The 24,488-nt window shown below is 49.0% G+C and carries 18 protein-coding genes and 1 pseudogene; 12 read left to right on the top strand and 7 right to left on the bottom strand.

Annotated features, from left to right (window positions below; all coding sequences use genetic code 11):
- Nucleotides 1-1,050 (bottom strand): efflux RND transporter periplasmic adaptor subunit, encoded by a 1,050-nt coding sequence (locus LJ740_RS20065; RefSeq protein ID WP_229530913.1) that lies wholly within the window; start codon nt 1,048-1,050, stop codon nt 1-3.
- 344 nt (nt 1,051-1,394) lie between these two features.
- Between LJ740_RS20065 and LJ740_RS20060 the strand changes: the two genes are divergently transcribed.
- On the top strand, nt 1,395-2,090 hold the full coding sequence (locus LJ740_RS20060; RefSeq protein WP_229530912.1) for a DUF2982 domain-containing protein: 696 nt from the start codon (nt 1,395-1,397) through the stop codon (nt 2,088-2,090).
- On the opposite strand, the pseudogene LJ740_RS20050 reads toward LJ740_RS20060, so the two are convergent.
- Nucleotides 2,058-5,179 (bottom strand): annotated as a pseudogene (locus LJ740_RS20050) (7TM diverse intracellular signaling domain-containing protein). The gene LJ740_RS20060 and the pseudogene LJ740_RS20050 sit on opposite strands and share 33 nt — an antisense overlap.
- A gap of 119 nt (nt 5,180-5,298) precedes the next feature.
- On the opposite strand from LJ740_RS20050, the gene LJ740_RS20045 reads away from it, so the two are divergent.
- The 3 genes from LJ740_RS20045 to LJ740_RS20035 all read left to right on the top strand — a co-directional run bounded on the left by LJ740_RS20045 (nt 5,299) and on the right by LJ740_RS20035 (nt 9,512).
- Entirely contained in the window at nt 5,299-6,411 is a 1,113-nt protein-coding gene (locus LJ740_RS20045; RefSeq protein ID WP_229530911.1) for a PQQ-dependent sugar dehydrogenase, read from the top strand.
- Between the two features lie 92 nt (nt 6,412-6,503).
- On the top strand, nt 6,504-8,813 hold the full coding sequence (gene parC, locus LJ740_RS20040) for a DNA topoisomerase IV subunit A (RefSeq protein ID WP_229530910.1): 2,310 nt from the start codon (nt 6,504-6,506) through the stop codon (nt 8,811-8,813).
- 3 nt (nt 8,814-8,816) lie between these two features.
- Nucleotides 8,817-9,512 (top strand): SOS response-associated peptidase family protein, encoded by a 696-nt coding sequence (locus LJ740_RS20035; RefSeq protein ID WP_229530909.1) that lies wholly within the window; start codon nt 8,817-8,819, stop codon nt 9,510-9,512.
- A 5-nt stretch (nt 9,513-9,517) separates the two neighbouring features.
- Here LJ740_RS20035 and LJ740_RS20030 read toward each other — a convergent pair whose 3' ends face one another.
- Nucleotides 9,518-10,411, bottom strand: a complete 894-nt coding sequence (locus LJ740_RS20030) for a LysR family transcriptional regulator (RefSeq protein WP_229530908.1) — start codon at nt 10,409-10,411, stop codon at nt 9,518-9,520.
- Between the two features lie 106 nt (nt 10,412-10,517).
- Between LJ740_RS20030 and LJ740_RS20025 the strand changes: the two genes are divergently transcribed.
- Complete coding sequence (locus LJ740_RS20025) at nt 10,518-11,504, top strand: zinc-dependent alcohol dehydrogenase family protein (protein ID WP_229530907.1); 987 nt, start codon at nt 10,518-10,520, stop codon at nt 11,502-11,504.
- A gap of 34 nt (nt 11,505-11,538) precedes the next feature.
- On the opposite strand, the gene LJ740_RS20020 is transcribed toward LJ740_RS20025, so the two are convergent.
- Nucleotides 11,539-12,429 (bottom strand): LysR family transcriptional regulator, encoded by an 891-nt coding sequence (locus LJ740_RS20020; protein WP_229530906.1) that lies wholly within the window; start codon nt 12,427-12,429, stop codon nt 11,539-11,541.
- A 181-nt stretch (nt 12,430-12,610) separates the two neighbouring features.
- Between LJ740_RS20020 and LJ740_RS20015 the strand changes: the two genes are divergently transcribed.
- Nucleotides 12,611-13,366: an SDR family oxidoreductase gene (locus LJ740_RS20015; protein ID WP_229530905.1), complete on the top strand. Its 756-nt coding sequence runs from the start codon at nt 12,611-12,613 to the stop codon at nt 13,364-13,366.
- Nucleotides 13,315-13,851, top strand: coding sequence for a hypothetical protein (locus LJ740_RS20010; protein ID WP_229530904.1), 537 nt, complete (start codon nt 13,315-13,317; stop codon nt 13,849-13,851). The genes LJ740_RS20015 and LJ740_RS20010 overlap by 52 nt, the downstream gene beginning before the upstream one ends.
- Here LJ740_RS20010 and LJ740_RS20005 read toward each other — a convergent pair.
- Nucleotides 13,845-14,231 carry a hypothetical protein gene (locus LJ740_RS20005; RefSeq protein WP_229530903.1) on the bottom strand — a complete coding sequence of 129 codons (387 nt, stop codon included), beginning with the start codon at nt 14,229-14,231 and terminating at the stop codon, nt 13,845-13,847. The genes LJ740_RS20010 and LJ740_RS20005 overlap by 7 nt on opposite strands.
- 7 nt (nt 14,232-14,238) lie before the next feature.
- Nucleotides 14,239-15,150 carry an SPFH domain-containing protein gene (locus LJ740_RS20000; protein ID WP_229530902.1) on the bottom strand — a complete coding sequence of 304 codons (912 nt, stop codon included), beginning with the start codon at nt 15,148-15,150 and terminating at the stop codon, nt 14,239-14,241.
- A 229-nt stretch (nt 15,151-15,379) separates the two neighbouring features.
- Between LJ740_RS20000 and LJ740_RS19995 the strand changes: the two genes are divergently transcribed.
- From LJ740_RS19995 to LJ740_RS19985, 3 genes are all read left to right on the top strand, one after another.
- Nucleotides 15,380-17,065, top strand: a complete 1,686-nt coding sequence (locus tag LJ740_RS19995) for a tetratricopeptide repeat protein (protein WP_229530901.1) — start codon at nt 15,380-15,382, stop codon at nt 17,063-17,065.
- Nucleotides 17,066-17,167: 102 nt separating this feature from the next.
- Nucleotides 17,168-19,411, top strand: a complete 2,244-nt coding sequence (locus tag LJ740_RS19990; RefSeq protein ID WP_229530900.1) for a xanthine dehydrogenase family protein molybdopterin-binding subunit — start codon at nt 17,168-17,170, stop codon at nt 19,409-19,411.
- Between the two features lie 29 nt (nt 19,412-19,440).
- Nucleotides 19,441-19,905 (top strand): (2Fe-2S)-binding protein, encoded by a 465-nt coding sequence (locus LJ740_RS19985; protein ID WP_229530899.1) that lies wholly within the window; start codon nt 19,441-19,443, stop codon nt 19,903-19,905.
- On the opposite strand, the gene LJ740_RS19980 is transcribed toward LJ740_RS19985, so the two are convergent.
- Nucleotides 19,902-20,732, bottom strand: a complete 831-nt coding sequence (locus LJ740_RS19980; protein ID WP_229530990.1) for a LysR family transcriptional regulator — start codon at nt 20,730-20,732, stop codon at nt 19,902-19,904. The two genes, LJ740_RS19985 and LJ740_RS19980, sit on opposite strands and share 4 nt — an antisense overlap.
- A 129-nt stretch (nt 20,733-20,861) precedes the next feature.
- Here LJ740_RS19980 and LJ740_RS19975 point away from each other — a divergent pair, with 129 nt between their 5' ends.
- Nucleotides 20,862-22,052: an acyl-CoA dehydrogenase gene (locus tag LJ740_RS19975; RefSeq protein ID WP_229530898.1), complete on the top strand. Its 1,191-nt coding sequence runs from the start codon at nt 20,862-20,864 to the stop codon at nt 22,050-22,052.
- Between the two features lie 200 nt (nt 22,053-22,252).
- Nucleotides 22,253-24,487: a dehydrogenase E1 component subunit alpha/beta gene (locus tag LJ740_RS19970; RefSeq protein ID WP_229530897.1), complete on the top strand. Its 2,235-nt coding sequence runs from the start codon at nt 22,253-22,255 to the stop codon at nt 24,485-24,487.
- The last annotated feature ends 1 nt before the right edge of the window (nt 24,488 follow it).

Here is a 24,488-nt window from a genome sequence, read left to right as displayed (position 1 = left end):
CTATTCCTCCACGATTTTGACATCAATACCGTCTTGCAACCTCAGAGTGCCCTGGGTTACCACCTGTTGGCCTTCGGTCAATCCGGCCATAACCTGCACTTCACCGGGTTTTCTAGCTCCCAGTTGCACAGCCAGTCGTCTGACCTTGCCGTTTTCAACCACAAAGACAAACTGCTGATCATCAATCGGCACCAAAGCCGACTCCGGAATTACCAGCGACTGCATCACACTTTTCTGCACCAGTACTTGCAATAACATGCCTGGACGGATCAGTAATTCGGGATTCGAAATCTTGGCTCTGACCCGCACTGCACGGGTGGCAGCATCTACCCGGGAATCAATATGGGAAATCTCGCCTTCAAACACTTGTCCAGGATAGGCGATTGACGTGGCCTGTACCTTTTGCCCCAACTTAACACTGGGTAAATGGCGCTCAGCGACGCTAAAGTCCACTTTCAGGGTTTGAATATCGTCCAGAGTTGTGATCTGATCACCGGGTCGTACCAGGGCGCCATCGCTCACCTGTCTGACCCCCAGCAAGCCATCAAACGGCGCGCGAATTTCCCGGTCTGCAATTTGCGCTTCAGCGACATCGATTTGTGCAATCAGGGCATCTACCTGAGCTTCCCGTTCATCCAGCAACTGTTGTGAGGCGGCCTTTTCTTTAACCAATCCCTTTACCCGGTTCAGTTGTCTTTGCGCCTCTGCCAGATTTATTTTCAGTTCGTTCAGCCTGGCCTGCTCTTCTTTGATATTCATGCGCACCAGCAATTGGCCGCGCTTTACCAAATCGCCATCATCAAACAACAGGGCTTCAATTTTATCGGTTTCCTGGGCGGTTACCACTATTGCCTCATTGGCCGTTGCGGTGCCCAGTGCCTCAACCACCTGAGCAAAAGGTTGTTGCTGCACGACGGTGGCGACAACAGGGATTTCTCCCCCGGCTTTAGCGCTTTCTGTTTGCTCTGTAGGCATATACAACCAGGCCAGTAAGCCAGCCAAAAGCAGAATCGCTAAAATTAGCGGAGAAAATTTAAATTGTTGAGCCATAAGAGATCCTTATCGAGTCGGGTAGCAAGCCATTAACGGGAAACTAAAAAAGTGTAGCAGGCAATGGCCTGAAGTGATTTAGTATTAGAAATTTGATACAGGCAAAACACAATGTTTGGCTCAGTAACTCATCCCGTATATCCGGTTATTTGTCGAAAACAGGCTGAATTTGTTGGATTTTGGGCTACCGGGCCTCATGATATTGGCAAATAAACAAGAGTACTACCGGATGAAGTGGTGGCAAACCGACTGCCCATACTGCAAAAAACTGCGCCTGATACTGCTCTGGGGCGTTATTATGTACCTGATACTGGAAGTATTTTGGTGGTAACTGCGAGTAATCAATGACAGAGATAAAGCACGATATAGACGACAATCAACCGATTCAGATCCGGGCAACCGCAAAACGCAATGGTTTATCCAGCCTGATTTTTGGATTGTTGCTACTGATGATTGCCATACTGATGTTTAAAGTTTTGCCGGAAAATGTCACCCTGGTGGCTATTTTTGTCACTTCTGCCGGCATTGTTGCGTTGCTGTTAGGTTTATTGAAATTGCGGGAGCCGCAACACAGTTTAACCATTTCTAAGACGCAAATTGATTACCAACATCGCAATGGTCGCTGGAGCCTGAGCTGGGAAAATGTGCAACGCATCGATATCCCCAAAGTCAGTTCAGGACTGGAACAGCGCTCTTTGTCATTAGTGGGATTGCGGGTAAAGCACTACGGTCCCATCCTTGAAAGTATTTCACCGCGCCTGATGACCCATCTTTTAATGGAGCAGCGCCCGCTGCTGCTACAAAACAATGCCGATTGCGCTTCGGGCAGTTGTTACGGCGATGATTTGCTGGAAGACGACATCTACAAAGACAGTGATGGCAAGATCTACAAAGGCGTACAGGGTATGTTTGCTAACCGCATGGCTAAACTGCGGGAACGACTTGGTTATGATTTGTTTATCAATAGTGCCGAACTGGACCGCAGCGTGGAAGAATTTGCAGACCTGTTACGCGCCTGCCATCGAAGCCTGCTGAGTTAACACCGCCTGGGTGGCCTGCTGCAATTCATCAACTCCTCGACGGGCTTCTTTGATATGGCCCGACTTAAGATCCCCTTCCACTTCAGCGCAAAGGCGTTGTAGTTTCGGAACGCCGGTATAACAACTGGCACCGTGCAAACGATGCACGGCTTTTTCCATTCCGGACCAATCCTCCAGCTTCGCCGCGCGCGCAATTGCCGCAATGGCTTCCGGGAGTGCTTTAACAAATTCCTGCAGCATCTCGGTGGCCACGTCTTCGTTTTGATTTGCCCGCGTCAGCGCTAACTGCCAGTCCAAATCCGGTAACATGGTCACGTTGTGTTCCGGCACACTGCACCAACGCTTAATCAGGTTGATCAGCGCGCCCAATTCTAGCGGCTTAGGCAGGTAGTCATCCATGCCGGAATTTAACAAACGCTGCTTTTCTTCTTTAAAAGCATGGGCAGTAACTGCGATCACCGGCGTCCCCTGATTCAGCGTGGTTTTTCTGATCAGGCTGGTAGCCTCAAGGCCATCCATATCGGCATTTGCACGTCCATCAGGATCAGATCAAACTCTTCCTGCTGACACAATGCCAGGGCATCAGCACCGCTGTAAACCAGCTGCAACTGAACGGGCGACTCCTGCAACCAGGTATTCAGTAACCTGAGATTGATGGGCATATCATCCACCGCCAGAATTTTCGCCTTGGGCAGATTTAACAGCCGTTCATTCCAGATATTTTTAGGTGCCTGTTCTTCTTTGTCTCGAAAGGTTAGCAAGCGACTGGTTAGCAGCGGAGATTCCAACAATTTATGGAAATGGCTGGCAAAAGGGCCTGTGGGGTTGCCGTTAGCCCCCACCAGCAATACCCGTTGTTCCGCTTCTAACGTGCGGATCACCCGCAGCAGTTGGTCTTCCTGATATTTCGACAGGGAATCTTCATCGGTAAAAAAATAATCATAACTGTCAAACTGCTCTGCCAACCAGCTTAGTTTTGTGCCACTGGTGACATTGGCACCTAAGCGGTGCAATAAGGTGGCGCTGGCCAGACGAGAACGGGGATCATGATCCAGAATTAATACACGTTTGTTCAACCAGTCTGAGTGCTCGGCAATATCATTGTGCTTACTGAATTTATGGCACTTAACCGCGATTTCAAAGCAACTGCCTTTACCGTATTCGCTTTGATAGGTTAATTTGCCCCCCATCAGTTGCATCAATTGACGGCAGATCACCAGGCCCAGTCCGGTGCCCTGATAGTTGCGATTTAAGGAATCATCCAGTTGCGAAAAGGATTTGAACAACTTGTCCTGATTTTCTTCGGCAATCCCAATACCCGTATCCCCGACCTTAACCTGTAACTCCAGCATATCGTTAAGCTTTTGCTGCGATTTAATGTTCAGGGTAATGGAACCTTTATTGGTGAATTTAATGGCGTTGCTCAACAGGTTAGTCAGCACTTGCTTAATTCGTGCCGGGTCACCCACCAGCTTTTTCGGCAATGGACAGGGTTCATAATAAAACTTCAGGCCCTTCTTCTGCGCGTCCTTAGCAAAAACAAACACCAACTCTTCTAACAAATCACCGGGCGAAAAGGCTTCCTGATTTATTTGTAATTTACCGGCTTCAATTTTTGAGAAGTCCAACACATCGTTGACAATCGCCAGCAAATTGGTGGCAGACTGATTAATGATCTGCACATGCTCCTGCTGTTCCAGCGGCAGGCTCTGTTTAGATAACTCCTGACTAAACCCAATAATGGCGTTTAGTGGTGTACGGATCTCATGGCTCATATTGGCCAGAAACTGGGTTTTGACCTTGCTGGCCCGCTCAGCTTCTTTGCGGGCAATGTCCAGATGGACGTTCTGCTCTTCGATGATCTCGATATTATTGCGCATATCGGCGGTAACGGAGTTAACATCGGACTCCAGTTTGTGACGGGTTTTTTCGATTAAGGCTACGGAAAATAGCCCGGCTTCGAAAAATACCCCCACCTGAAAACAATAGGTCGTAAACTGATTTGACGGGAATATCCCGATTAATCCCAACATACCCACCAGCGCGGCAGTCAGCAGGACACTCCAGGCAAACACAAAATAACGGGCCGGTTTAAAATCGTTAAAATAGCTTTCCAGCCCGGCTATCAGGTACAAGCATATGGCCACCACCGAAAACGCGTAAACCAGATAATTTTGCAGGGTTTGCTGCAACAGATCACTGAGTGCCAGAAGCAATAACAACCCCAGGCCCAGCATGATCCCACGAATAAATCGGGCGCTTTTAGGTGCCGTTTGTACGGCATCCAGGAAAGTCAGGGTAAACAAGCCTGCGCCTAACCCCACCAGCAAAAACAACACATCGGTATGAGCTGAAAACCAGACATTCGCCGCGATGGGCAAAACCAGCTGACTGTGGCCGCCCCAGACGAACTGCCACAAAATTGCCGCGCCGATATACGCCACGTAAGCCAGCAAACTGATTTCCCGGGTAACCACGTACAACACTATGTTGTATAACAATAAAATCACCAGGCCACCGTAAAATATGCCCCACCAGATATTGTCCTGTGCCACCGTGGATTCAAAGGATGGCGCGGACTCTATATTGATCGGTACCACCAGTGCTTGCTCGGCACTTTGTACCCGGATAAACAACTGCATTTCTTTGTTAAAAGGTAAATTCATGCGAAAGGTGGGAAAGCGATGCAGTTGTTGCCCGCGAATTTTGCCCTGTTGCACCGCAGAAATGACCTTACCGTCGCTGACCAGGTAAAAGTCCACCAGATCGTTTTGCGCAAAGGCGACATCCACAATCCAGTCGGTATTGTTGCTGACATTCGCAATTTCCGCCAAAAACCAGATGCCTTTGTCAGAAAATCCGTAATTCGGATTGCCATCAGCGGGCCAGGAAAAGGCGTTTTTCTGCTTTAAAACCTGGTCGATTGACAGCGCTGTGCCCGTCGGTTCCCATAGTATCTGAAGCTGCTTGTTTATTTGGGTGGCCTCTTCACTGTTAAACAATTGGATCAGCGCGGAGGCGGGAAAGCTGAATAACAACGCCAATACAAACAGGCAGGATCGGGTATGGGAAAGCTGTGTTTTTTTCATTTTATAACCACTATCAACGTTGGCAGACGATTCTAATAAACAGAAAACATTGTCGAGGGACTTGTGCCAATGGTATGTTTTAACACATAACAATCAGTTCGTGAAATATGATTACCACTATGCGCAAATTAATTCTCGCCGCCAGCCTGCTAGGCTCAGGTCTGGCAAACGCCGCTTTACCACTGGACAAGTTAACCCTGCCGGATGGATTTAGCATTTCAGTGTATGCTGACAATGTAAAAAGTGCCCGGCAAATGGCCCTGGGTGACAAAGGCACCGTTTTTGTGGGCAGTCGCAGTGCTGGCCTGGTTCACGCCGTCATCGACAGCGATGGAGATGGTAAAGCTGATAAGGTGCTGAAAATTGCCAGTGATCTGGTGATGCCCTCTGGGCTGACATTTAAAGACGGTGATTTGTATGTATCTGAAGTGAGTCAGATCAGAAAATTCAGTAATATCGAGTCCAATCTGGCCTCACCGGGCAAGGGCGAAGTTATCATTAATGATTTACCCGGTGACCGGCACCACGGCTGGAAAAACATAGATTTTGGCCCAGATGGTCAGCTTTATGTGCCTGTGGGTACACCCTGTAACGTCTGTATTACCAAAGGCGGTGAAGAGTTTGATGATGAACGCTACGACTCAATTTTGAAATACGATCTGGCAAGCGGCCAACGCACCTGGGTGGCCAGAGGGGTACGCAATAGTGTGGGCTTTGACTGGCATCCCAAAACCCAGGAATTGTGGTTCAGCGACAACGGCCGTGACTGGATGGGAGACGACCTGCCACCGTGCGAAATCAACCGGGTCAGTAAAGCAGGTCAGCACTTTGGCTATCCCTATATTCACGGTGGCGATATTCCGGATCCGGACTTTGGCGAAGGCAAAAAACCTGAGGATTATACCCCGCCCGTTGCCCGGTTAGGGGCACATGTGGCACCGCTGGGCATTCACTTTTATCAGGGCGAACAATTTCCGGCAGAGTATCAAAATAAACTGTTTGTGGCAGAACACGGTTCCTGGAACCGCTCTTCAAAAGTGGGCTACAAGGTTATGATGGCCACAACAACGGAAACTGGCGTAGAAAAATACGAAACCTTTATTGACGGTTGGCTGCAACCCGGTGACGAAGTGTGGGGACGGCCTGTCGCATTCCTGCCAATGCCCGATGGCAGCCTGTTAATTTCCGATGATTTTGCCGATGCCATTTACAGAGTGACCTACCAAAAGTAACATCAGAATATCGCACTGAACGGCAGGCCTAACGCCTGTCGTTCGAATTGTCGAATTACAATTATTCTTATAACAGTGACAACACAGTATCCATGAACGACGACATTACTATTTCTCAGGATGGCGTGGAGCAACTCCCCATCCGCCGCTTCGCAGAAGATGCCTATCTGAATTATTCCATGTACGTCATCATGGACCGGGCATTACCGCACATTGGTGACGGTTTAAAACCGGTACAACGACGTATCGTTTATGCCATGTCAGATTTAGGCTTAAGTGCCAATGCGAAATACAAAAAATCCGCCCGTACCGTAGGTGACGTATTAGGTAAGTTCCACCCCCACGGTGACTCAGCCTGTTACGAAGCCATGGTATTGATGGCCCAACCTTTTTCCTATCGCTACCCACTGGTGGACGGACAAGGCAACTGGGGTGCCCCGGACGATCCCAAATCCTTTGCTGCCATGCGTTATACCGAAGCCCGGTTATCACGCTTTAGTGAAGTGTTATTACAGGAGCTGGGACAGGGCACGGTTGACTGGCAACCCAATTTCGATGGCACCTTAAAAGAACCGAAAGTGCTGCCTGCCAGACTGCCTCATATCTTACTCAATGGTGTTACCGGTATCGCTGTGGGTATGGCGACTGACATACCGCCCCACAATGTCAGAGAACTGGCGAACGCCTGTGCCCATTTGCTGGATAACAGCAAAGCCGAGTTGGCGGAAATTATGGCCTTCGTACAGGGCCCCGATTACCCCACCGAAGCGGAAATCATTACGCCCAAAGACGACATTCGCAAGCTGTATGAAACCGGTAAGGGTTCAGTAAAAATGCGCGCGGTTTATCACGAAGACAATGGTGATATTGTCATCACAGCCCTGCCACATCAGGCATCCGGCGCTAAAGTGCTGGAGCAAATAGCCGCTCAGATGACCGCTAAGAAGTTACCCATGGTCAGTGATTTGCGGGATGAATCAGATCACGAAAATCCGGTCAGACTGGTGCTGACACCCCGCTCCAACCGGGTGGATGTCGCACAAATGATGCAACACCTGTTTGCCACCACGGATCTGGAAAAGAACTACCGGGTTAACCTCAATATGATTGGCCTGGACGGACGGCCTCAGGTGAAAAACCTGGCCATGATCCTGCGGGAGTGGCTGGAATACCGTAAAGCCACCGTAACCCGTCGTCTGCAGTATCGCCTGGATAAAGTACTGGCGCGCCTGCATATTTTAGAAGGTTTATTAATTGCCTTTTTAAACATTGACGAAGTGATCCGCATAATTCGTTACGAAGACGAACCCAAGCAGGAGTTGATGAAGCGCTTTGCCCTGACCGATACGCAGGCCGAAGCTATTCTGGAATTAAAACTGCGTCACCTTGCCAAACTGGAAGAAATGAAGATTAAAGGCGAGCAGGACGAACTGAACGCCGAGCGGGAAAAACTGGAGCAATTACTGGGCTCAGATCGCCGCCTGAAAACCCTGATCAAAAAAGAAATACTGGCCGACGCCGAAAAATACGGTGATGACCGTCGCTCACCACTGGTGGAGCGCAGCGAAGCCAAAGCCCTGTCGGAAAAAGAACTGGTGCCTTCTGAGCAAGTCACGGTGGTATTGTCCGAAAAAGGCTGGGCACGATGCGCCAAAGGTCACGACGTGGATGTTGAGGGCCTGAGCTATAAAGCCGGTGATAAATTCCTCAGTAGTGCCAAAGGGCGCAGTAATCAGCAGGTGGTGTTTATGGATTCATCAGGGCGAGCCTTTTCCTGTGACGCCCATAATCTGCCGTCTGCCCGAAGCCAGGGCGAACCCCTTACCGGTCGCTTTTCAGTGGTGGCCGGTGAAAGCTTCAAACACGCCATCATGGCGGAAGACAGTCAGAAATTCCTGATGGCTTCCGATGCCGGATATGGCTTTGTAGGCCAGTTTACCGACATGCTAAGCAAAGCCAAAGCTGGTAAGGCATACCTGTCGTTACCCACTGGCGCGAAAACCTTGCGTCCCAGACGGGTACACAACCTGGAAACCGACTGGTGTATGGCTATTTCCAACGAAGGTCGATTATTGCTGTTTCCACTGAAAGACTTGCCCAGTTTAGGCAAAGGTAAAGGTAATAAGATCATCAGTATCCCGTCTGCCCGCAGTCAGTCCCGGGAAGAATATGTCAGTGTACTGGAAGTAGTACCTGAAGGTGCATCTGTGAAGGTGACCGCCGGTAAGCGTGCCATGATGCTCAGCAGTAAAGATCTTGAACACTATCGCGGTGAACGAGGCCGACGTGGCAACAAACTGCCCAGAGGGCTGCAGCGAGTGGATAGTGTGGAAATAGAACTGGCTGCGCCGGCATCAGCCACACCTTCGGAAAGTGAACCACAGTCCGATACGGAAAACTAGCTGATGTGTGGCCGACTCAATGTCACCGATGCGCCCGGCGTCAGAGCCTTATGCGACGCCATGGATATCGAGCTGGGGTATGAGCCACAAATCTTTCAGCGCTACATAGGCGCCGCTAACAAGGTGTCTGTGGTGCGTCAGAAAAACGGCCGACGCATCATGGAAAATGCCTTGTGGTGGCTATTGCTGGAAGCCACTGAAACCGGATTTAAACCCTCAAGGTACACCAGTATCAATACCCGCTACGACAGTCTGAATAATCCCAGAAAAGCCGGGTATCGTCCTTTTCGACAAAGCCGCATCCTGATCCCGGTAACAGGTTTTGGTGAGTCAGAATATCAAAAAGGTAAACTGTTGCACTGCCATGATATGCAGGCCAAAGATGGCGCGCTACTTATGGCTGGCCTGTGTAAAGAGTGGACCCACTCCGGAACAGGCGAAAGCATCACCTCCTGCTCGGTCATTACCTTGCCGCCCCACCCCAAACTACAAAACATCCATTCTAAATCAACGCCGATGATGTTTCCGCAGGACAGCGCCCTGATAGACGCCTGGCTGGATGAAGACAATCAGCAAGTAGAACAGTTTGAACCTTTGCTGCAACCCTGTATTTATCAGGACTTAGTGGTGCAGCAAATAGCCAAACCCAGCCAGTATCAGCAAACCCTGGGTGAGCCATTCAGCCTTGCGGCCGACTGAACGACTTAGGACTCCCAATAGGGGTCCTCACCAAAATAGCCACTAAAATAATCAATAAAGGCGCGCACCTTTGGTGCCAGTAAACGCGAGCTGGGATACACCGCCCAGATGGAAGTATTTGAGGCCAACGGATAATCGGACAGTACCTGCACCAGCTCGCCTGACTTTATTTGTTGATAGCAACACCACAATGAGCTGATGGTGATCCCCAGTCCGCTGACCGCTGCATCGCGGACGGCTTCGCCATTGTCTGTACCCAGACGACTTTTTATGCGCAGGGTTTGCACGCCTTTATCCGTTTTAAAATGCCAGTTCTCCAAACCTGTTAAGGTAACCGCAGCAAAATGGGCCAGCTGCTCCGGGGATTCAGGTTCACCATGCTGTGCAACAAAGTCCGGTGAGGCCACCAAAATACGGGTATCTCGAGCCAGTTTTCGGGCAATCAGGGAGGAATCGTTCAGCTCGGCATCGCGGATGGCCACATCAAACCCACCTTCCACCATATCCAAAATGCTGTCACTTAAACGCAAATCAATGTCCAGTTGCGGATACTTTTCCAGAAAATCCTTTAATGCCGGGATCAGATGCATACGCCCAAAAGATGCCGGCGCTGTCACTCTTAGGCGCCCTTGTGGTGTTACTTTACCCGCTCCCACTGCAGCTCGGGCAGTCTCGATACCGGTCAATACATCATGAGCATAAGGTAAAAAGCTACGGCCTTCCTCCGTCAGAGACACCTGACGTGTTGTGCGATGTAATAATCTGACCCCCAAGCCTTCTTCTAACTTATTCATATGTGCGCTGGACACCGCTGCAGAAAGACCCAACTCTTTTCCAGCCTGGCTGATGTTGTGCAGCGCGGCAATGCGTACAAATAATTTCAGATGCTCGACATTCATTATCAACAAATTCTTTAAACAGATTCAGGTAATTACGCAATTATCAATAATAAAATAAAAAAGTAAATTATCTGGACTCTTAAAAACAACAGCAAAGGAAATCCTGATGAAAGCGATGCTTATAAATTCTTTTGGTCGTTCAGACGTATTTGAATCAGCCGAAGTGGCTAAACCTGCGGTTAAATCTGGTCATGTGCTGGTACGCATTGCCGCCAGTAGTGTGAATACCGTTGATACCATGATACGTCAGATGGGTGCAGACCTACCCATTGCCCCGGCGTTGCCCGCCATTCTGGGTATGGACTTTGCCGGAATAGTGGAAGAGGTTGGCGATGGTGTTAGCAATTTTAACCCCGGTGATGAAGTTTACGGTTGTGCCGGAGGGCTGGCAGATTTACCCGGCACACTAGCCGAATACATAGTGGCTGATGCCAATCTGATGGCGCTCAAACCCAAAAACCTGAGCATGCAGCAAGCCGCGGCAATACCGCTTGTAGGTATCACCGCCTACGAAGGTTTACAACGGGCTGCTATCGCTGCAAAGCAAAAAGTACTGGTGCACGGCGGTACTGGTGGTGTTGGCCATATTGCCCTGCAACTGGCTAAATATTTTGGTGCGGAAGTCTTCGCGACCGGCAGTGGATCTGACAAGCTCGCACTTATTGAAGAATTGGGCGCTGAGAGCATTGATTATAAAACCGAAACCGTAGCTGATTACGTCGCCCGTTGTACCGAGGGTGTGGGTTTTGATCTGGTATTTGACTCAGTAGGTGGCGCCAATATGGCTAACTCCTTTGAGGCAGCAAAACTCAATGGTCAGGTGGCGTCTACGGTATCTATGGTGGAGCTGGATTTATCTACGGCTCACTTTAAAGGCCTGTCACTGCATGTGGTGTTCATGCTGATCCCCATGTTGCACAATGTTGGGCTTGCTGAACATCATCACATACTCAACGAACTGACAAAGATTGCCGAAGCAGGGCAGTTAACCCCCATATTAGACAGCCAGCATTTTACTCTGGAGCAAATTGGTCAAGCCCATGATCGCCTCAATAGCGGACAGGCAATAGGTAAAGTGGTGCTCAGTCACTAAGTTCATGCACGTTTTTGCTTTAATCAATTAAAGCTCAAACCCGCTGAAAATGATTACCGCTTAAGGTGCTGCTCAATAAATCGATAAACAAGCGCACCTTAGCGGGCACATACGCACGGGAAACATAGATAGCATGTAAAGGAAAACTCTCCAGCTCAACCTCAGGCAAAACTCGCTGCAATGCACCAGTATCCAGCGCGTCGCGAAAAGCCCAAACCGGCCCCAGGTGAATGCCTTTTCCATTCAGTACCCATTGCCTGATAGCACTGACGCTATTGACGACAAAGGAACCTGAAAGATGCAACCGCTGACCGGCAATAGTTACCGCCTCATACATTTGTGAGCGTTTGTAAAACACAAATTTATGTTGTTCCAGCTCCCTGACTGAGCGCGGTTCACCCTGCTGTGCAATATACTCAGGTGAGGCGACTAAAACTCTGGGAACTTCGCCAATTCGACGGCATATCAAACTGGAGTCAGGCAATTTGCCAATGCGCACTGCGACATCTATACCTTCCGCAGCTAAGTTCTCAAATTGACTGCCCAGGACCAATTCCACCGTGAGTTGTGGATAGTGCTCCACCATATTTTCCAGAATATCACTGATAAAAAATGTGCCAAAATCATGGGGCGCTGCCACTTTCAGGTGCCCGGTTGCTTCATTGACTGTAGCTTTAATGCGGTTTTCTAAGGCATTTTGTTCTTCCAGCAACTTCTGCAACTCAACAAAATACTGTTCGCCCACTTCGGTGGGAAAGGAGTTTTTAGTGGAGCGCTGTAATAATTTCACTGCCAGTCGTTTCTCCAGGGACGAGATTCGGCGACTCACCAGCGAAGGGTCCATAGCCAGCAACTCCGCGGCCTTTTTAAAACTCCCCGATTCCACAACATGGATGAATAATTGTTCGTTACTGATCTCTTTCATCACCTGGCCCCGAATCTAACCATTTTTGAATCTATAAATTTATGAATTTGTTACCGGGCTGTTTCCATTGCCGCAGCGATTAATTGCATTTTTTGCATTTATTTAAGGGCATTTACACCTATTCAAAACAATAATGCAACAAGATTATAGTGTTTCCGACATTAACCATTGAGGAAATATCATGACATTAAGATTCACAGGTAAAGTTGCACTTATCACCGGCGCGGCACGTAACATGGGCAGGGCCTTTGCCCAGGCACTGGCCACCGAGGGTTGTGACATTGTCATTCACTACAACAGTGAGTCATCGGCGCAGGATGCTCAGGTAACGGCAAAACAGGTGGAGGCCGCGGGCAGCCGGGCGTTACTGGTACAGGGAGATCTGACATCAATAGATGCAGTGCAAAAATTATTCAGCGAAGCCAAAGACGCTTTTGGTCGGGTAGACATAGTAATCAACAACGCCGGAAAAATTATAAAACGGCCCTTTACAGATTACAGCGAATCCGATTTTGATCAGTTGTTTAATATCAATACCAAAGCGGCATTTTTTGTGATGCAGGAAGCCGCCAAACAGATTGAAGACAACGGCCGGATTATCAATTTGGGCACCTCGTTACTGGGGGCTTTTACCGGCAATTACGCCTTGTACGCAGGCTCGAAAGCGCCTTTGGAAGACTTTACCCGGGCTCTGGCGAAAGAAATAGGTCACCGGGGCGTTACCGTAAATACCCTGTGCCCGGGTCCCATTGATACCGCATTTTTCCATGGTGAAGAAAATGCGCAAACCGTGGCTTATTTAAAGGCAGCAAGTGTTGCCAATCGCCTGGGTACCATCGAAGACATAGTGCCCCTGGTAACATTTATCGCCTCTACGCAGTCGCAATGGACAACAGGACAGTCACTGTTTGTCAATGGTGGTTTCGTCACCCGATAATCGAAAATAAAGACTACGGGCGCTGTTGCGCCCTGTTTGGTGGAATAGTGATTATGAATACCCGGTTGCAATTCGCTGCTCATGGCGAACATCGTATCGAAAAACTAGATAACATGCTGATTTGCCGTATCCGGGGTGCCTGGAACGGTGAACAGGCGGGGTTATATTTGCAAGATTTGGCAAACCAGATACAGCATTTTTTCACCCCCTTTTCTCAGCGATGGGCCAGAATCATGGATATGCGGCAATGGGAACTGTCTACACCTCAAGCCAGAGACAAGGTCATCGACTTTCTACACTGGGAAACCACACAACATTGCCAGTTGCGGGTGTTTTGCCACTGTAGTGCAGTTCAGAAGCGCTTGATCAGAGACAAATATGCCGCCTCTACCCCATTGGTGCTGATAGACGACCTGCAACAGGGCGTGTTTTTTTGTCAAAATCTGTTGCGCGCTACTTCCCGAAAAAACGCCGCCGGTTACTGATCATCAGATTCTGGCTTGTCCTCATCAACAGCCGGACTGGTGTCCGATTCGGTGTGTAGTGAAGTGCCCTGCTTTTGCGCCTCTCTGAGCTGTGCCAGTCGCTCACTGGACTGTTCTGCCGTTTGCGCTTCTGGTGAACTATCCTGCAATTCCGCCAGTGGTCGTTCATAACTGACCTCCGACTCGGTTACCTGCAATTGCCGGGGCACAGAGCTACTTTGCCCCAATAAGATAATCCAGATAAACATCCCCACAGCAAAGGCGCCAAAACACTTCATGCGCACACTTTTGGATAACTTATCTTTGCTCAGCCAGAACAATAACCCGGCTAAGAGCGCAGCAATGGCAAGTTCAGGTAAGGCTTCAATGATGGAGTTCATACATCACCTAATTGCTTTTGCTCTTGGCGGTTTGTTTCACCTGATCGGCAAAAATTGCCTGTTGTAATCCCAGAGACCCCAAAGCCTCCACAGGGACAAAAACCTTATTTTTTGAGCTGGCCATCTTCTCCAGTACCTCTAAGGAGCGATAGGACAGATACTTATCCGTGACTGATTTAGCCAGAATCTCATTCACTTCTTTGGTGGCTTCCGCCTTTTCACGGTCAATGGCCCGTTGCATTTGTGCCTGCGCCAGCTCCCGCTCCTGCTGAATTTTCTGAATTTCGAACTGAGCTTTTTCGCGCTCTATTTGTTCCCGACGTTCAGCGGCCTGCTCTTTAGCCTTAGTGATGATTTCCGGAAATTGCACATCGGCAAGCCCCAGACGTTTTAATTTTAATGGCGCTGCCTGTAACGCTTCACCTATCGCATTTTGCAACTCGGCACTTAACCGCTCTCTGGAGCTGGCCACTTCATTAATCGTGTACTTTGCCATAATTTGTCGCGCCACATCCCGGATAATAGGTTGCGCATAGGTGACATAAATTTTATTGAAGGAAATTAAGCCCTTTTCAGCGGGCACCCGTTTATAGATGTTATCAATCTGACTGTCGTCAACACTCACCGTCATCCGCAGATCGAACCCCATGTTGAGCTGGTCTTTGGGCATAAACAGGGCGAACCGCTCTGTAACGGGTTGATCCGACGTTTCCAGTAACACCAGGGAATCACAGTAGGCGAAACAGGCATCTAAGCGAAAACGCGACGGGCCGTAGTTATCCTTTTTATAGCCATCTTTAGTCAACACCTTGCCAATGTGCGCCGGTGGTACCTGCACTTTTTCGCCAAATAAACTGCAGCCTGACAATGACAACAATGCGGTGGTTGCCACGGCGGTTTTAATTACAAAAGATTTCATCCTGTTTCTCCATTTCCATTGAATGACTTAGAGCATTAAAAATAACAGCTGCGACAGAATCTTCAATTAAAAAGAAACAAAAAAGACAGAGCTGCGTCCTACAGCTCTGTTTATCAAGGAAGATATCAAGGAACAATAATGAAACAATAGAAACTGGAGATTTCTATGGGGCTTAGTTTATGATCGCAAGCTTAAACAGAGTCTGAACGAAACTTAAACTGAGACAAATATGGCAGCAGCAAGACAATTCCGAATCGGGCGCTTTAGCTACGACTACAACAACGGAAAAGTTTGCGATGGCCAGAATCACACCATTCTCAGAGCAAAAAGCAATGACGTTTTGTATTACCTGTTACAACATCCAAAGCAGATCCTGAGTAAGCAAAGCATTCTCAGCACCATCTGGGATGATGTCAGTGCTCAGGAACACGTGTTATTTCAATCCATCAAAGAAATTCGCCAGTGCTTTCAGGGCATGGAGGTTATCAAAACTCACCCGAGAAAAGGGTATGAATGGATAGCTGAAAGCGTCGAGGAACACAGCGTTGTTCACCAGTCTGTTGTGCCTGCAAACAACAACGCTAAGCCCCGTAGTGCCAGATTCATGTGGTCAATAACCGCTACGATTGTCACAGTACTGGTTTTATTTCTGGCGCTGTTTGTATTTACACCACAAAACAGCGATATCACAGTTGAAACGACTTCGGCCAGCCCGCAGCCCAGGTTTGTCGAGTTGGTGGTCACACCGGTAAAAATCACCGAACAGGATAATCTGCTGCATTGGGTGCCAATCGGCGCAATGGACATGCTGATCCAAAAACTGCAGCAAATACCGATTGAAAAAGCCTCAGGTCATATCATGGTGGTAGATACCGAAGACGTGTTAGAGGCATTGCAACGCAGCGGCTCCCGTCACCAATCGGACGAAGCCCTGCAATCCCGACAGTTGCGTCATGCGATGGGAGAAATCACCAGTTTGCATACCGAGCTGTTTGGCTCTCCGATGGAATACACGCTCAGGTACAGTCTGATCAATCGACACAATACCCAACAGGGTATTCTCAGCGGCGACAATGTGGTGACGCTGCTGAATCAGTTGGCAAAACGCATCCCTGAACTGTTGCAAATGAATACCTCTGCACCTTATGTGGCCTATGAACAACGATTCGCTGACGACGCCTTTATTTTTGGCCTAAGCCATTTCTATCAGGGTAGTTTCGAACTGGCTGAAGATTATTTTACCACTGCCATACATTCCGGCGACAGCTATCCGCAATCACGCCGTTATCTGGCGAAAGCCATAGCTGCTCAGGAGGACATTCCCAGAGCGTTAGCCGCGGCGCAGGAAGCAGTTAACTATGCGCAACAACATTCAGACAACAGTGAGCTGTTGCGCTCCCAATTCGAACTGGGTGTCGCCCAATGGCACAATGGCGACTGGCAACAGGCCAAAAACAACATCACAGCCACGCAACAAATGGCGCAATCCGGGAAAGATTTGCTCTATCTGGCATTTGCCATCGAGGTGCTGGGCCACCTGGCATTTCAGGAACAACAGTATGAGGATGCAGAACATTATTACCAGCAGGCTGTCCGATATCATCAGGGGTTTCAGTGTCCTTATGGACTTTCCAGCAATTACATCAATCTGGCGAAACTCAAAAACCAGCAACAGCATAATGAGCAGGCTGAAGACTTTTTAAATCAGGCATTGTCGGTAGCGCAGCAGAACGAGTTGGGTTATTTCGAAACCCGAATTCAATTACTGCTGGCCAGAAGTGCACAGGAAAATGCGCAAGATGAATCAGTGCAAAACCATCTGTTGGCGGTACAGAATTTACTGCAAAAATACCCCAGTGAAGGGGTTCAGCAGATCGTCAACAACTGGCCAGACAGCCTTAACAAAATAAGATAAACTTATGAATAATAAAGATTTTAAATAATTATAGAAAACTATAGTGGTGTTATATAGCACCTAGTCATAGGGTCAACACATCAGGCAGTGATGGACCTTTTTATGGCAAACAAGTTAACCAACCTTAGTAAGAACAATCCGCTAACGAAACCGATTTCGGGCAATCCCCACCAAAGCGAGAATCCCTCCCGCAGAACATTTTTAAAGTGTTCACTGGCAGGTGGTGCACTCATGGTATCGGCGATACATATTCCCGCAGCAGCGAGAACAGGCTCAAATGAGAGCCATACTGCAAAGCCAGTGCGCTTCCCATTGCTTGCAATTCACGCCGACAACAGCATGACATTATTCAACTGTCGTTCGGAGATGGGACAGGGTGCCACCACTATTCAGGCGCAATATCTGCTGGATGAGCTGGACGCCGACTGGTCATTACTGAAACAAGTGGAACAGGCCGGTGCAGATCCCCAACAATTCGGCCCTCAAAATACGATCGGGGCCATTAGTTCGTTTCTCGGATGGAAATTCCACCGTGATGCCGGTGCACAACTGCGGCAACTTTTAGTTAATCAGGCCATGGCAATCTGGCAGGTAGATGCAGAATCCCTGTACACCCAAAACAGCTATATTTATCACCGCCCCACAGGCCAAAAACTCAGCTATGGCGAACTGGCAGGACTGTTAAAGGATACCACGCTTCCTGAGAAGTTTACCCGCAAGACACCTGAGCAATACACCCAGATAGGCCGCAGTGTTAAACGTCTGGATATGGCAGAAAAAGTGGATGGCCGTGCCAAATTTGGCATAGATGTCAGCTTACCCGACATGAAAACCGCCGTGCTTATCCGGCCGCCAGTGGCAGGTAGCCAGCTAATTTCATTCGATGCAAAAAGCGTGAAACAACAAAAGGGTGTACTGGACACTTTTAGCATTCCACAGGGTGTGGTCATTGTGGCGGATAATTATTGGCATGCCAGTCTCGCACGAAAAGTGGCCAATCCGGTTTGGAACAACAGTGATTTCAGTAACAGTTCGTCCCATAGTTTAATGCAGACCTTTCGCGGACAACTGGATACACCGGCGCAAAAACACAATGAAAGAGGCGATTTCAGCACACAGTTGGCTAACGCTGCCAGCGAGCAAAGATTTGAATTGCACTTTGAATTCCCTTTTATTACCCATGTCACTATGGAACCCATGAACTGTGTTGCCTGGCAAACAGAAAGCCAGTTGCAGATTTGGGCACCTACCCAAAACCGCAATAACGCTAAGCAAAAGCTTCAGGAATTATTTGAGCTTACTCCAGAAGCAATCGACTTTAATACAACCTTGATGGGCGGTGGTTTTGGTCGCCGGGCGCAGGAAGACTTTGTGGTGGAAGCCGCCACGATTGCCCGTCAGGTGTCTTATCCGGTCAAGGTGATTTGGTCCAGGGAAGATGACATTCAGCACGGCTTTTATCGCCCACTTAATGCCCAGAAAGTCAGCGCCAGTGTGGATGACAAAGGCCAGTTACAGGCCTGGCAACACAATGTCGCCAGCCTGTCTACAAAGGCCTGGCACTTTTCCCTTGAGGAACGTGATACCGACGGCGGAGACTGGATAGCCTATGGTGGCGCTGAAATTTCGCTCTATCAAAGTGAGCACTTTAGTTGTGGCGTGACGCTGAACAAAGCGCCACTGCATACCGGCATTCTGCGTGGTATCAGCCATGGCTACACCAATTTCAGCCGGGAAGTGGTGATGGAAGAATTGGCAAAGAAACACAAGCTTCATCCCTTGCAATATCGCCAGCGACACACTGACAACGAGCGGGCTTTGCCGGTGCTTACCAAGCTGCGCAAAGCCTGTGAACCCTACGAACAACAACCCAATCGCAAACTTGGCTATGCTTTCGGATTCGAGAAAGCGCCTAAGGGTCCCTACCAGTACTACAACGCCGCCGCTTTTGTACTGACCAGGAGTAACAATATCTGGAAACCGGAAAAGCTAATTCTGGTTTTAGATCACGGCACCATCATCAACCCCGATGGTTTGCTATCCCAGGTAGAGGGGGCCAGTATCTTTGCCCTGGGCATGTTACTGCACAACAAAATCACCATCGAAAAAGGTCAGGTGCAGCAGACCAACTATCATGACTATCCGCTGCCCCGCTTCGGCTCTCAAATCCCCATTGAACTGCACACCATAGAAAGTGACGCCTGGCCGATGGGAGTGGGCGAAAAACTTCAGGGCACCATACAACCCGCGATTGCCAATGCCCTGACCAGTATTAGCGGTCACCCCATAACCCAACTGCCCATCAGCGCAGAAATATTACAACAACATCAGATTGCACTGGACTAATCCGGGCCTCATCATCAGGAGCACATAGCATGATTAAACTCACCATCAATCAGCAGGAAATAACCACTCAAGCTGATCCAGAGATGCCTTTATTGTGGTTTTTACGGGAAGAAGTACAACTCACCGGCACTAAATTTGGCTGTGGTCAGGGACTTTGTGGAGCCTGCACCGTATTGCTGGACGGCAAACCCATACGCAGTTGTTTGTTACCTTTGGCACAAGCCAAAGGCAAAAGTATAGAAACTATCGAAAACGACAATATCCCTGAATTGCAGGCTTTACAGGCGGCCTGGCTGGAACACAGCGTCCCGCAATGCGGCTACTGCCAATCAGGACAACTGATGTCGGCAACCCATTTATTGCAATCTAATAAGGCCCCTGACAACGACGCCATCCGCAGCGCCATGTCCGGAAACATTTGCCGTTGCGGCACCTACGAACGCATTGCAAAAGGCATCAATCAAGCGGCTCTGGAGTTAGCCAGGGAGATTTAACTCTGCACTATCTCAATCAGGGAGCTGACAATGTCTGAATTTTGCTGCCAGGCCAGAACGATGCGCCTGGAAAAAGGTTCGTCAGTGATTTGTCGAAATTGCATTTCAGCTTCATTGGCAATCTCTTTGTAATTAGGTAGCAATGCACAGCCAACACCAGCTTTAACCAGGCCGATGGCGTATTCGATGGTCTGAATTCTGGCCCTGACATCCAATTTAAGACCAGCGGCATTGAGTTTATTTTGCAGTGCCAAGCCACCTTCGCAGGGCATACGCTGAATAAATGCCAGACCATCGAGATCCGCTAAATTCAGGCGACTTTTCAGGGTCAGCGGATGCCCTGCTGGAATGGCTATCTGAAACGCTTCCTGCCACATAAATTGCATCTGCTCACGATTTTGCAGCATGGTTTCATTAATAATGCGGGCGTCACAATCTTCTTCCGGGGGCACTAAGGTCAATTCGATATCTGGGTTTTCACTGGTGAACTTTTGCAGTATGCGGCTCATCCGCTGCACCCCAAGACCACGCACTACCCCCAGTCGAAAGGGCAACTTCTGTCGCCCGGTTTTAAACAACTCCTCGATGGCACTGGCCTGCCCCAACAGCTGTTTAGCCAATGGATATAGCTGTTCAGCCGCCTCGGTAGCTTTCATACCGCGGGTATGGCGACTAAACAAAGATTTACCCACGGTTTCTTCCAGCTGTTTAAGTGATGAAGAAATCGAAGGCTGTGCCACATAACAACGCCTTGCCGCGCCGCTAATACTGCCGGTTTCTTTAACCGCCACAAAATAACGCAATGCTCTGAGATCCAATTTTCCCACCAATGACTTGTCTTAATCAGCTATAGATTTTACCTATATCAAACCTCAATAAAATATATTTTTTATTTATCTTGTTTTAAGCTTACACTAGGCTCCATTAACAATTTGCTTACATCGCCGAGAGATTCAATGAGTTCTGCCTCAACCAAAGTTGCATTTAATTGGGAAGATCCCTTGTTGCTAGAGTCTTTTCTGGAAGAAGACGAACGTCTGATCCGAGACAGCGCCCACCAATATTGTCAGGAGCGCCTGATGCCCAGAGTGTTGGAGGCCAACCGCCACGAACACTTTGATCGTGACATCATGAACGAACTCGGTGAACTAGGACTGTTAGGTTGTACTCTCCCGGAAAAATACGGTTGCGCTGAAGTAAATCACGTCGCCTATGGATTGATTGCTCGTGAAGTCGAGCGCGTCGACTCTGGTTATCGCAGCGCCATGAGCGTGCAATCTTCTCTGGTTATGTATCCTATCTATACCTACGGCTCCGAAGCCCAACGAGACAAATATCTGCCTAAGCTGGCCAGTGGCGAATGGGTGGGCTGTTTTGGATTAACTGAACCCAATTCAGGTTCTGATCCCGCCAGCATGGCGACCCGCGCTGAAAAAGTTGACGGTGGTTATCGTCTGACGGGTACGAAAATGTGGATCACCAACTCCCCTATCGCTGATGTCTTTGTGGTTTGGGGCAAACTGGACGGTGTAGTACGAGGCTTTATCCTGGACAAAGGCATGGAAGGCCTGTCAGCACCTAAAATCGAAGGCAAGTTTTCATTAAGGGCTTCCATCACGGGTGAAATCGTAATGGACAACGTGTTTGTCCCGGAAGAAAACCTGATGCCCAATGTACAGGGTATCAAAGGACCATTTGGCTGCCTGAACAAAGCCCGTTACGGTATCGCCTGGGGCGCATTAGGAGCCGCAGAATACTGCTGGTACGCGGCGCGTCAGTACACTCTGGACAGAGAACAGTTTGGTCGACCGTTAGCCGCTACCCAGCTGATTCAGAAAAAACTGGCCGATATGCAAACCGAAATTACGTTGGGCCTAAGCGCCTGTTTGCAAGCCGGACGCTTAATGGATCAAAACAAGCTGGCTCCCGAGGGAATTTCGCTAATCAAGCGTAACTCTTGTGGCAAAGCTTTGGATATTGCCCGGGTCGCCCGTGATATGCATGGCGGTAACGGTATCGCCGATGAGTTTCACGTTATCCGTCATGTAATGAACCTGGAAGCGGTCAATACCTACGAAGGCACCCATGATGTGCACGCCCTGATTTTGGGCAGAGCGCAAACCGGGTTACAGGCATTTTCAGGTTAAAAGTTAAGAACGTCAGGCAATAATAATAATAAATCCTGACCGCTGTGCCCGCCCGGCTCTGCCGGGCAACTCTTTTAAGACTGCAGCACGAGTAAAAATAAAAACAATAAAAAGCAGAACCTATTCTGCACCTAACGACAGAGCCAAGGGGCTTTGCCCCGCAGGCTCAACCATTTTTATCCACATAATGAGCCTATAGCATGTTGGATCGCAATCAGTTAATCGAAGATAAATTTCTCGATGCCGTGAAAAACGGCACCTTCCCTACGCCCCGTTCTCATACCGATATTGCCAGTTCCGGATTATCCCCAGAAGAACTCATCGATTTGTTTGAAACCCAAATCATGAGCCGTTTACTGGATTTACAGTCCCGTAAAATGCAAAAGGCCGGTAAGAGCTTTTACACTATCGGCAGTGCCGGACACGAAGGCAACGCCGCTTACGGCAAAGCATTCCGTCACGACGATATGGCATTTTTACACTATCGCAGTGGTGCCTTTATGATCCAACGCTCAAAGCAGGTCAAAGGGCAAACCCCGCTGTATGACATGCTACTGTCATTTGCCGCCTCCTGTGAAGATCCGACATCCGGTGGACGCCATAAAGTATTGGGCAGCAAAAGTCTGTTTATTCCACCGCAAACCAGCACCATCGCCTCACACCTGCCCAAAGCCGCCGGTGCCGCTTTCAGCGTAGCGCTTAAAAGAAAGCTGCAACTGGATGGAGCCCTGCAAGACGATGGGGTAATTTTGTGTAATTTCGGCGATGCCTCGGCCAACCACTCCACCGCGCAAGGGGCCATAAATGCCACCTGCTGGGCGGCATTCCAATCGATTCCTATGCCCATTGTGTTTGTTTGCGAAGATAACGGCATTGGTATTTCCACCCCGACCCCGGGTGGCTGGATAAAGGCAAATTTTGCCCATCGACCAGAACTGACCTATATCGAATGCGATGGCCTGAGCTTAACTGATACTTACCTTAAAGCCTGTCAGGCAGTCAAAATAGCCCGACAAAAACGCAAGCCAGTGTTCTTGCATTTTCACACTGTCCGGCTGTTAGGTCACGCCGGTTCCGATAGTGAATTTTCCTATCGCAAAGGCGCAGAAATTGATGCCATTGAACATCAGGACCCCTTATTGCATAGCGCCCGACTCTTGATGGAAAACAATATCCTGACGGCTGAGCAAATCACTCAGCTGTATCACTCCCTGAAACAACGCATAGCCGCCATCGCGGATATTGCCGGTGATCGCCCAAGGTTGACCTCCGCCGAGCAGGTACTTAAATCGCTGCTCCCAGCAAAGCGAAGCACACCAGAATTTAGGCAAACGATGGCACGTGAGCAGCTGTTTGCCCATGAAAAACACAATCTGAGTAAAAAACAGCACCTGGCGAAAATCATCAACTGGACCCTGATGGATCTGATGAATGAGCAAGACAATATTGTGCTCTGTGGTGAAGACATAGGGCGCAAAGGCGGTGTGTACAGCGTCACCAGTAAACTGGTGGAAAAATTTAGTAACTCTCGTGTTATCAACACCCTACTGGATGAACAATCTATTTTAGGGCTGGCCATCGGCATGGCCCACAATGGTATTTTGCCTATTCCAGAAATTCAGTTTTTAGCCTATGTGCACAATGCTGAAGATCAGATCCGTGGCGAAGCCGCCACCTTACCCTTCTTTTCTGATGGTCAGTTTAGCAATCCAATGGTGATCCGTATTGCCGGTCTGGCCTATCAAAAAGGGTTTGGCGGTCATTTCCACAACGATAACTCCTTTGCTGTATTCCGCGATATTCCGGGCCTCATTGTTGCTTGCCCGTCGAACGGTGAAGATGCCGCATTTATGCTCCGGGAATCAGTACGCCTGGCTCAGGAAGAACAACGGGTGGTGATTTTCCTGGAACCCATCGCCATGTATATGCGCAAAGACTTACATGAAGAAGGTGATGGCTTGTGGACCTTTGAATATCCGGCCCCGGATACCCCAAATTCCATATCCCTGGGCACACCTGGCGTTTTTGGTAAAGGCAAACAACTGGCCATCATCAGCTACGGTAACGGCTACTATCTGTCCCGTCAGGCAGAAAAACAACTGGCGGAACAAGGCATCGACTGTCGCGTAATAGACATTCGCTGGCTGGCACCCCTGAACGAAGCAGGCATTATCGATGCCGTTAAAGAGTGTGAACACATTCTGGTAGTGGATGAATGCCGTAAAACCGGATCTATCAGCGAAGCGATAGTCACCGCACTGCACGAAGCGAAAGAGCAACATAACATTACCGACAAAATAGCGCGGATTGCGGCTGAAGATAGCTTTATTCCGCTGGGCAGCGCCTCTTATGAGGTTTTACCTGATACCCAGGGTATCGTTACTGCAGCACAAAACCTGCTCAACAATAACAATCCACTGAAACAAGTGTCCTGAT

This window comes from Planctobacterium marinum (genome assembly GCF_020687805.1).
GTDB classification, from domain to species: domain Bacteria; phylum Pseudomonadota; class Gammaproteobacteria; order Enterobacterales; family Alteromonadaceae; genus Planctobacterium; species Planctobacterium marinum.
This window is presented reverse-complemented; position numbering and strand designations above follow the sequence as displayed.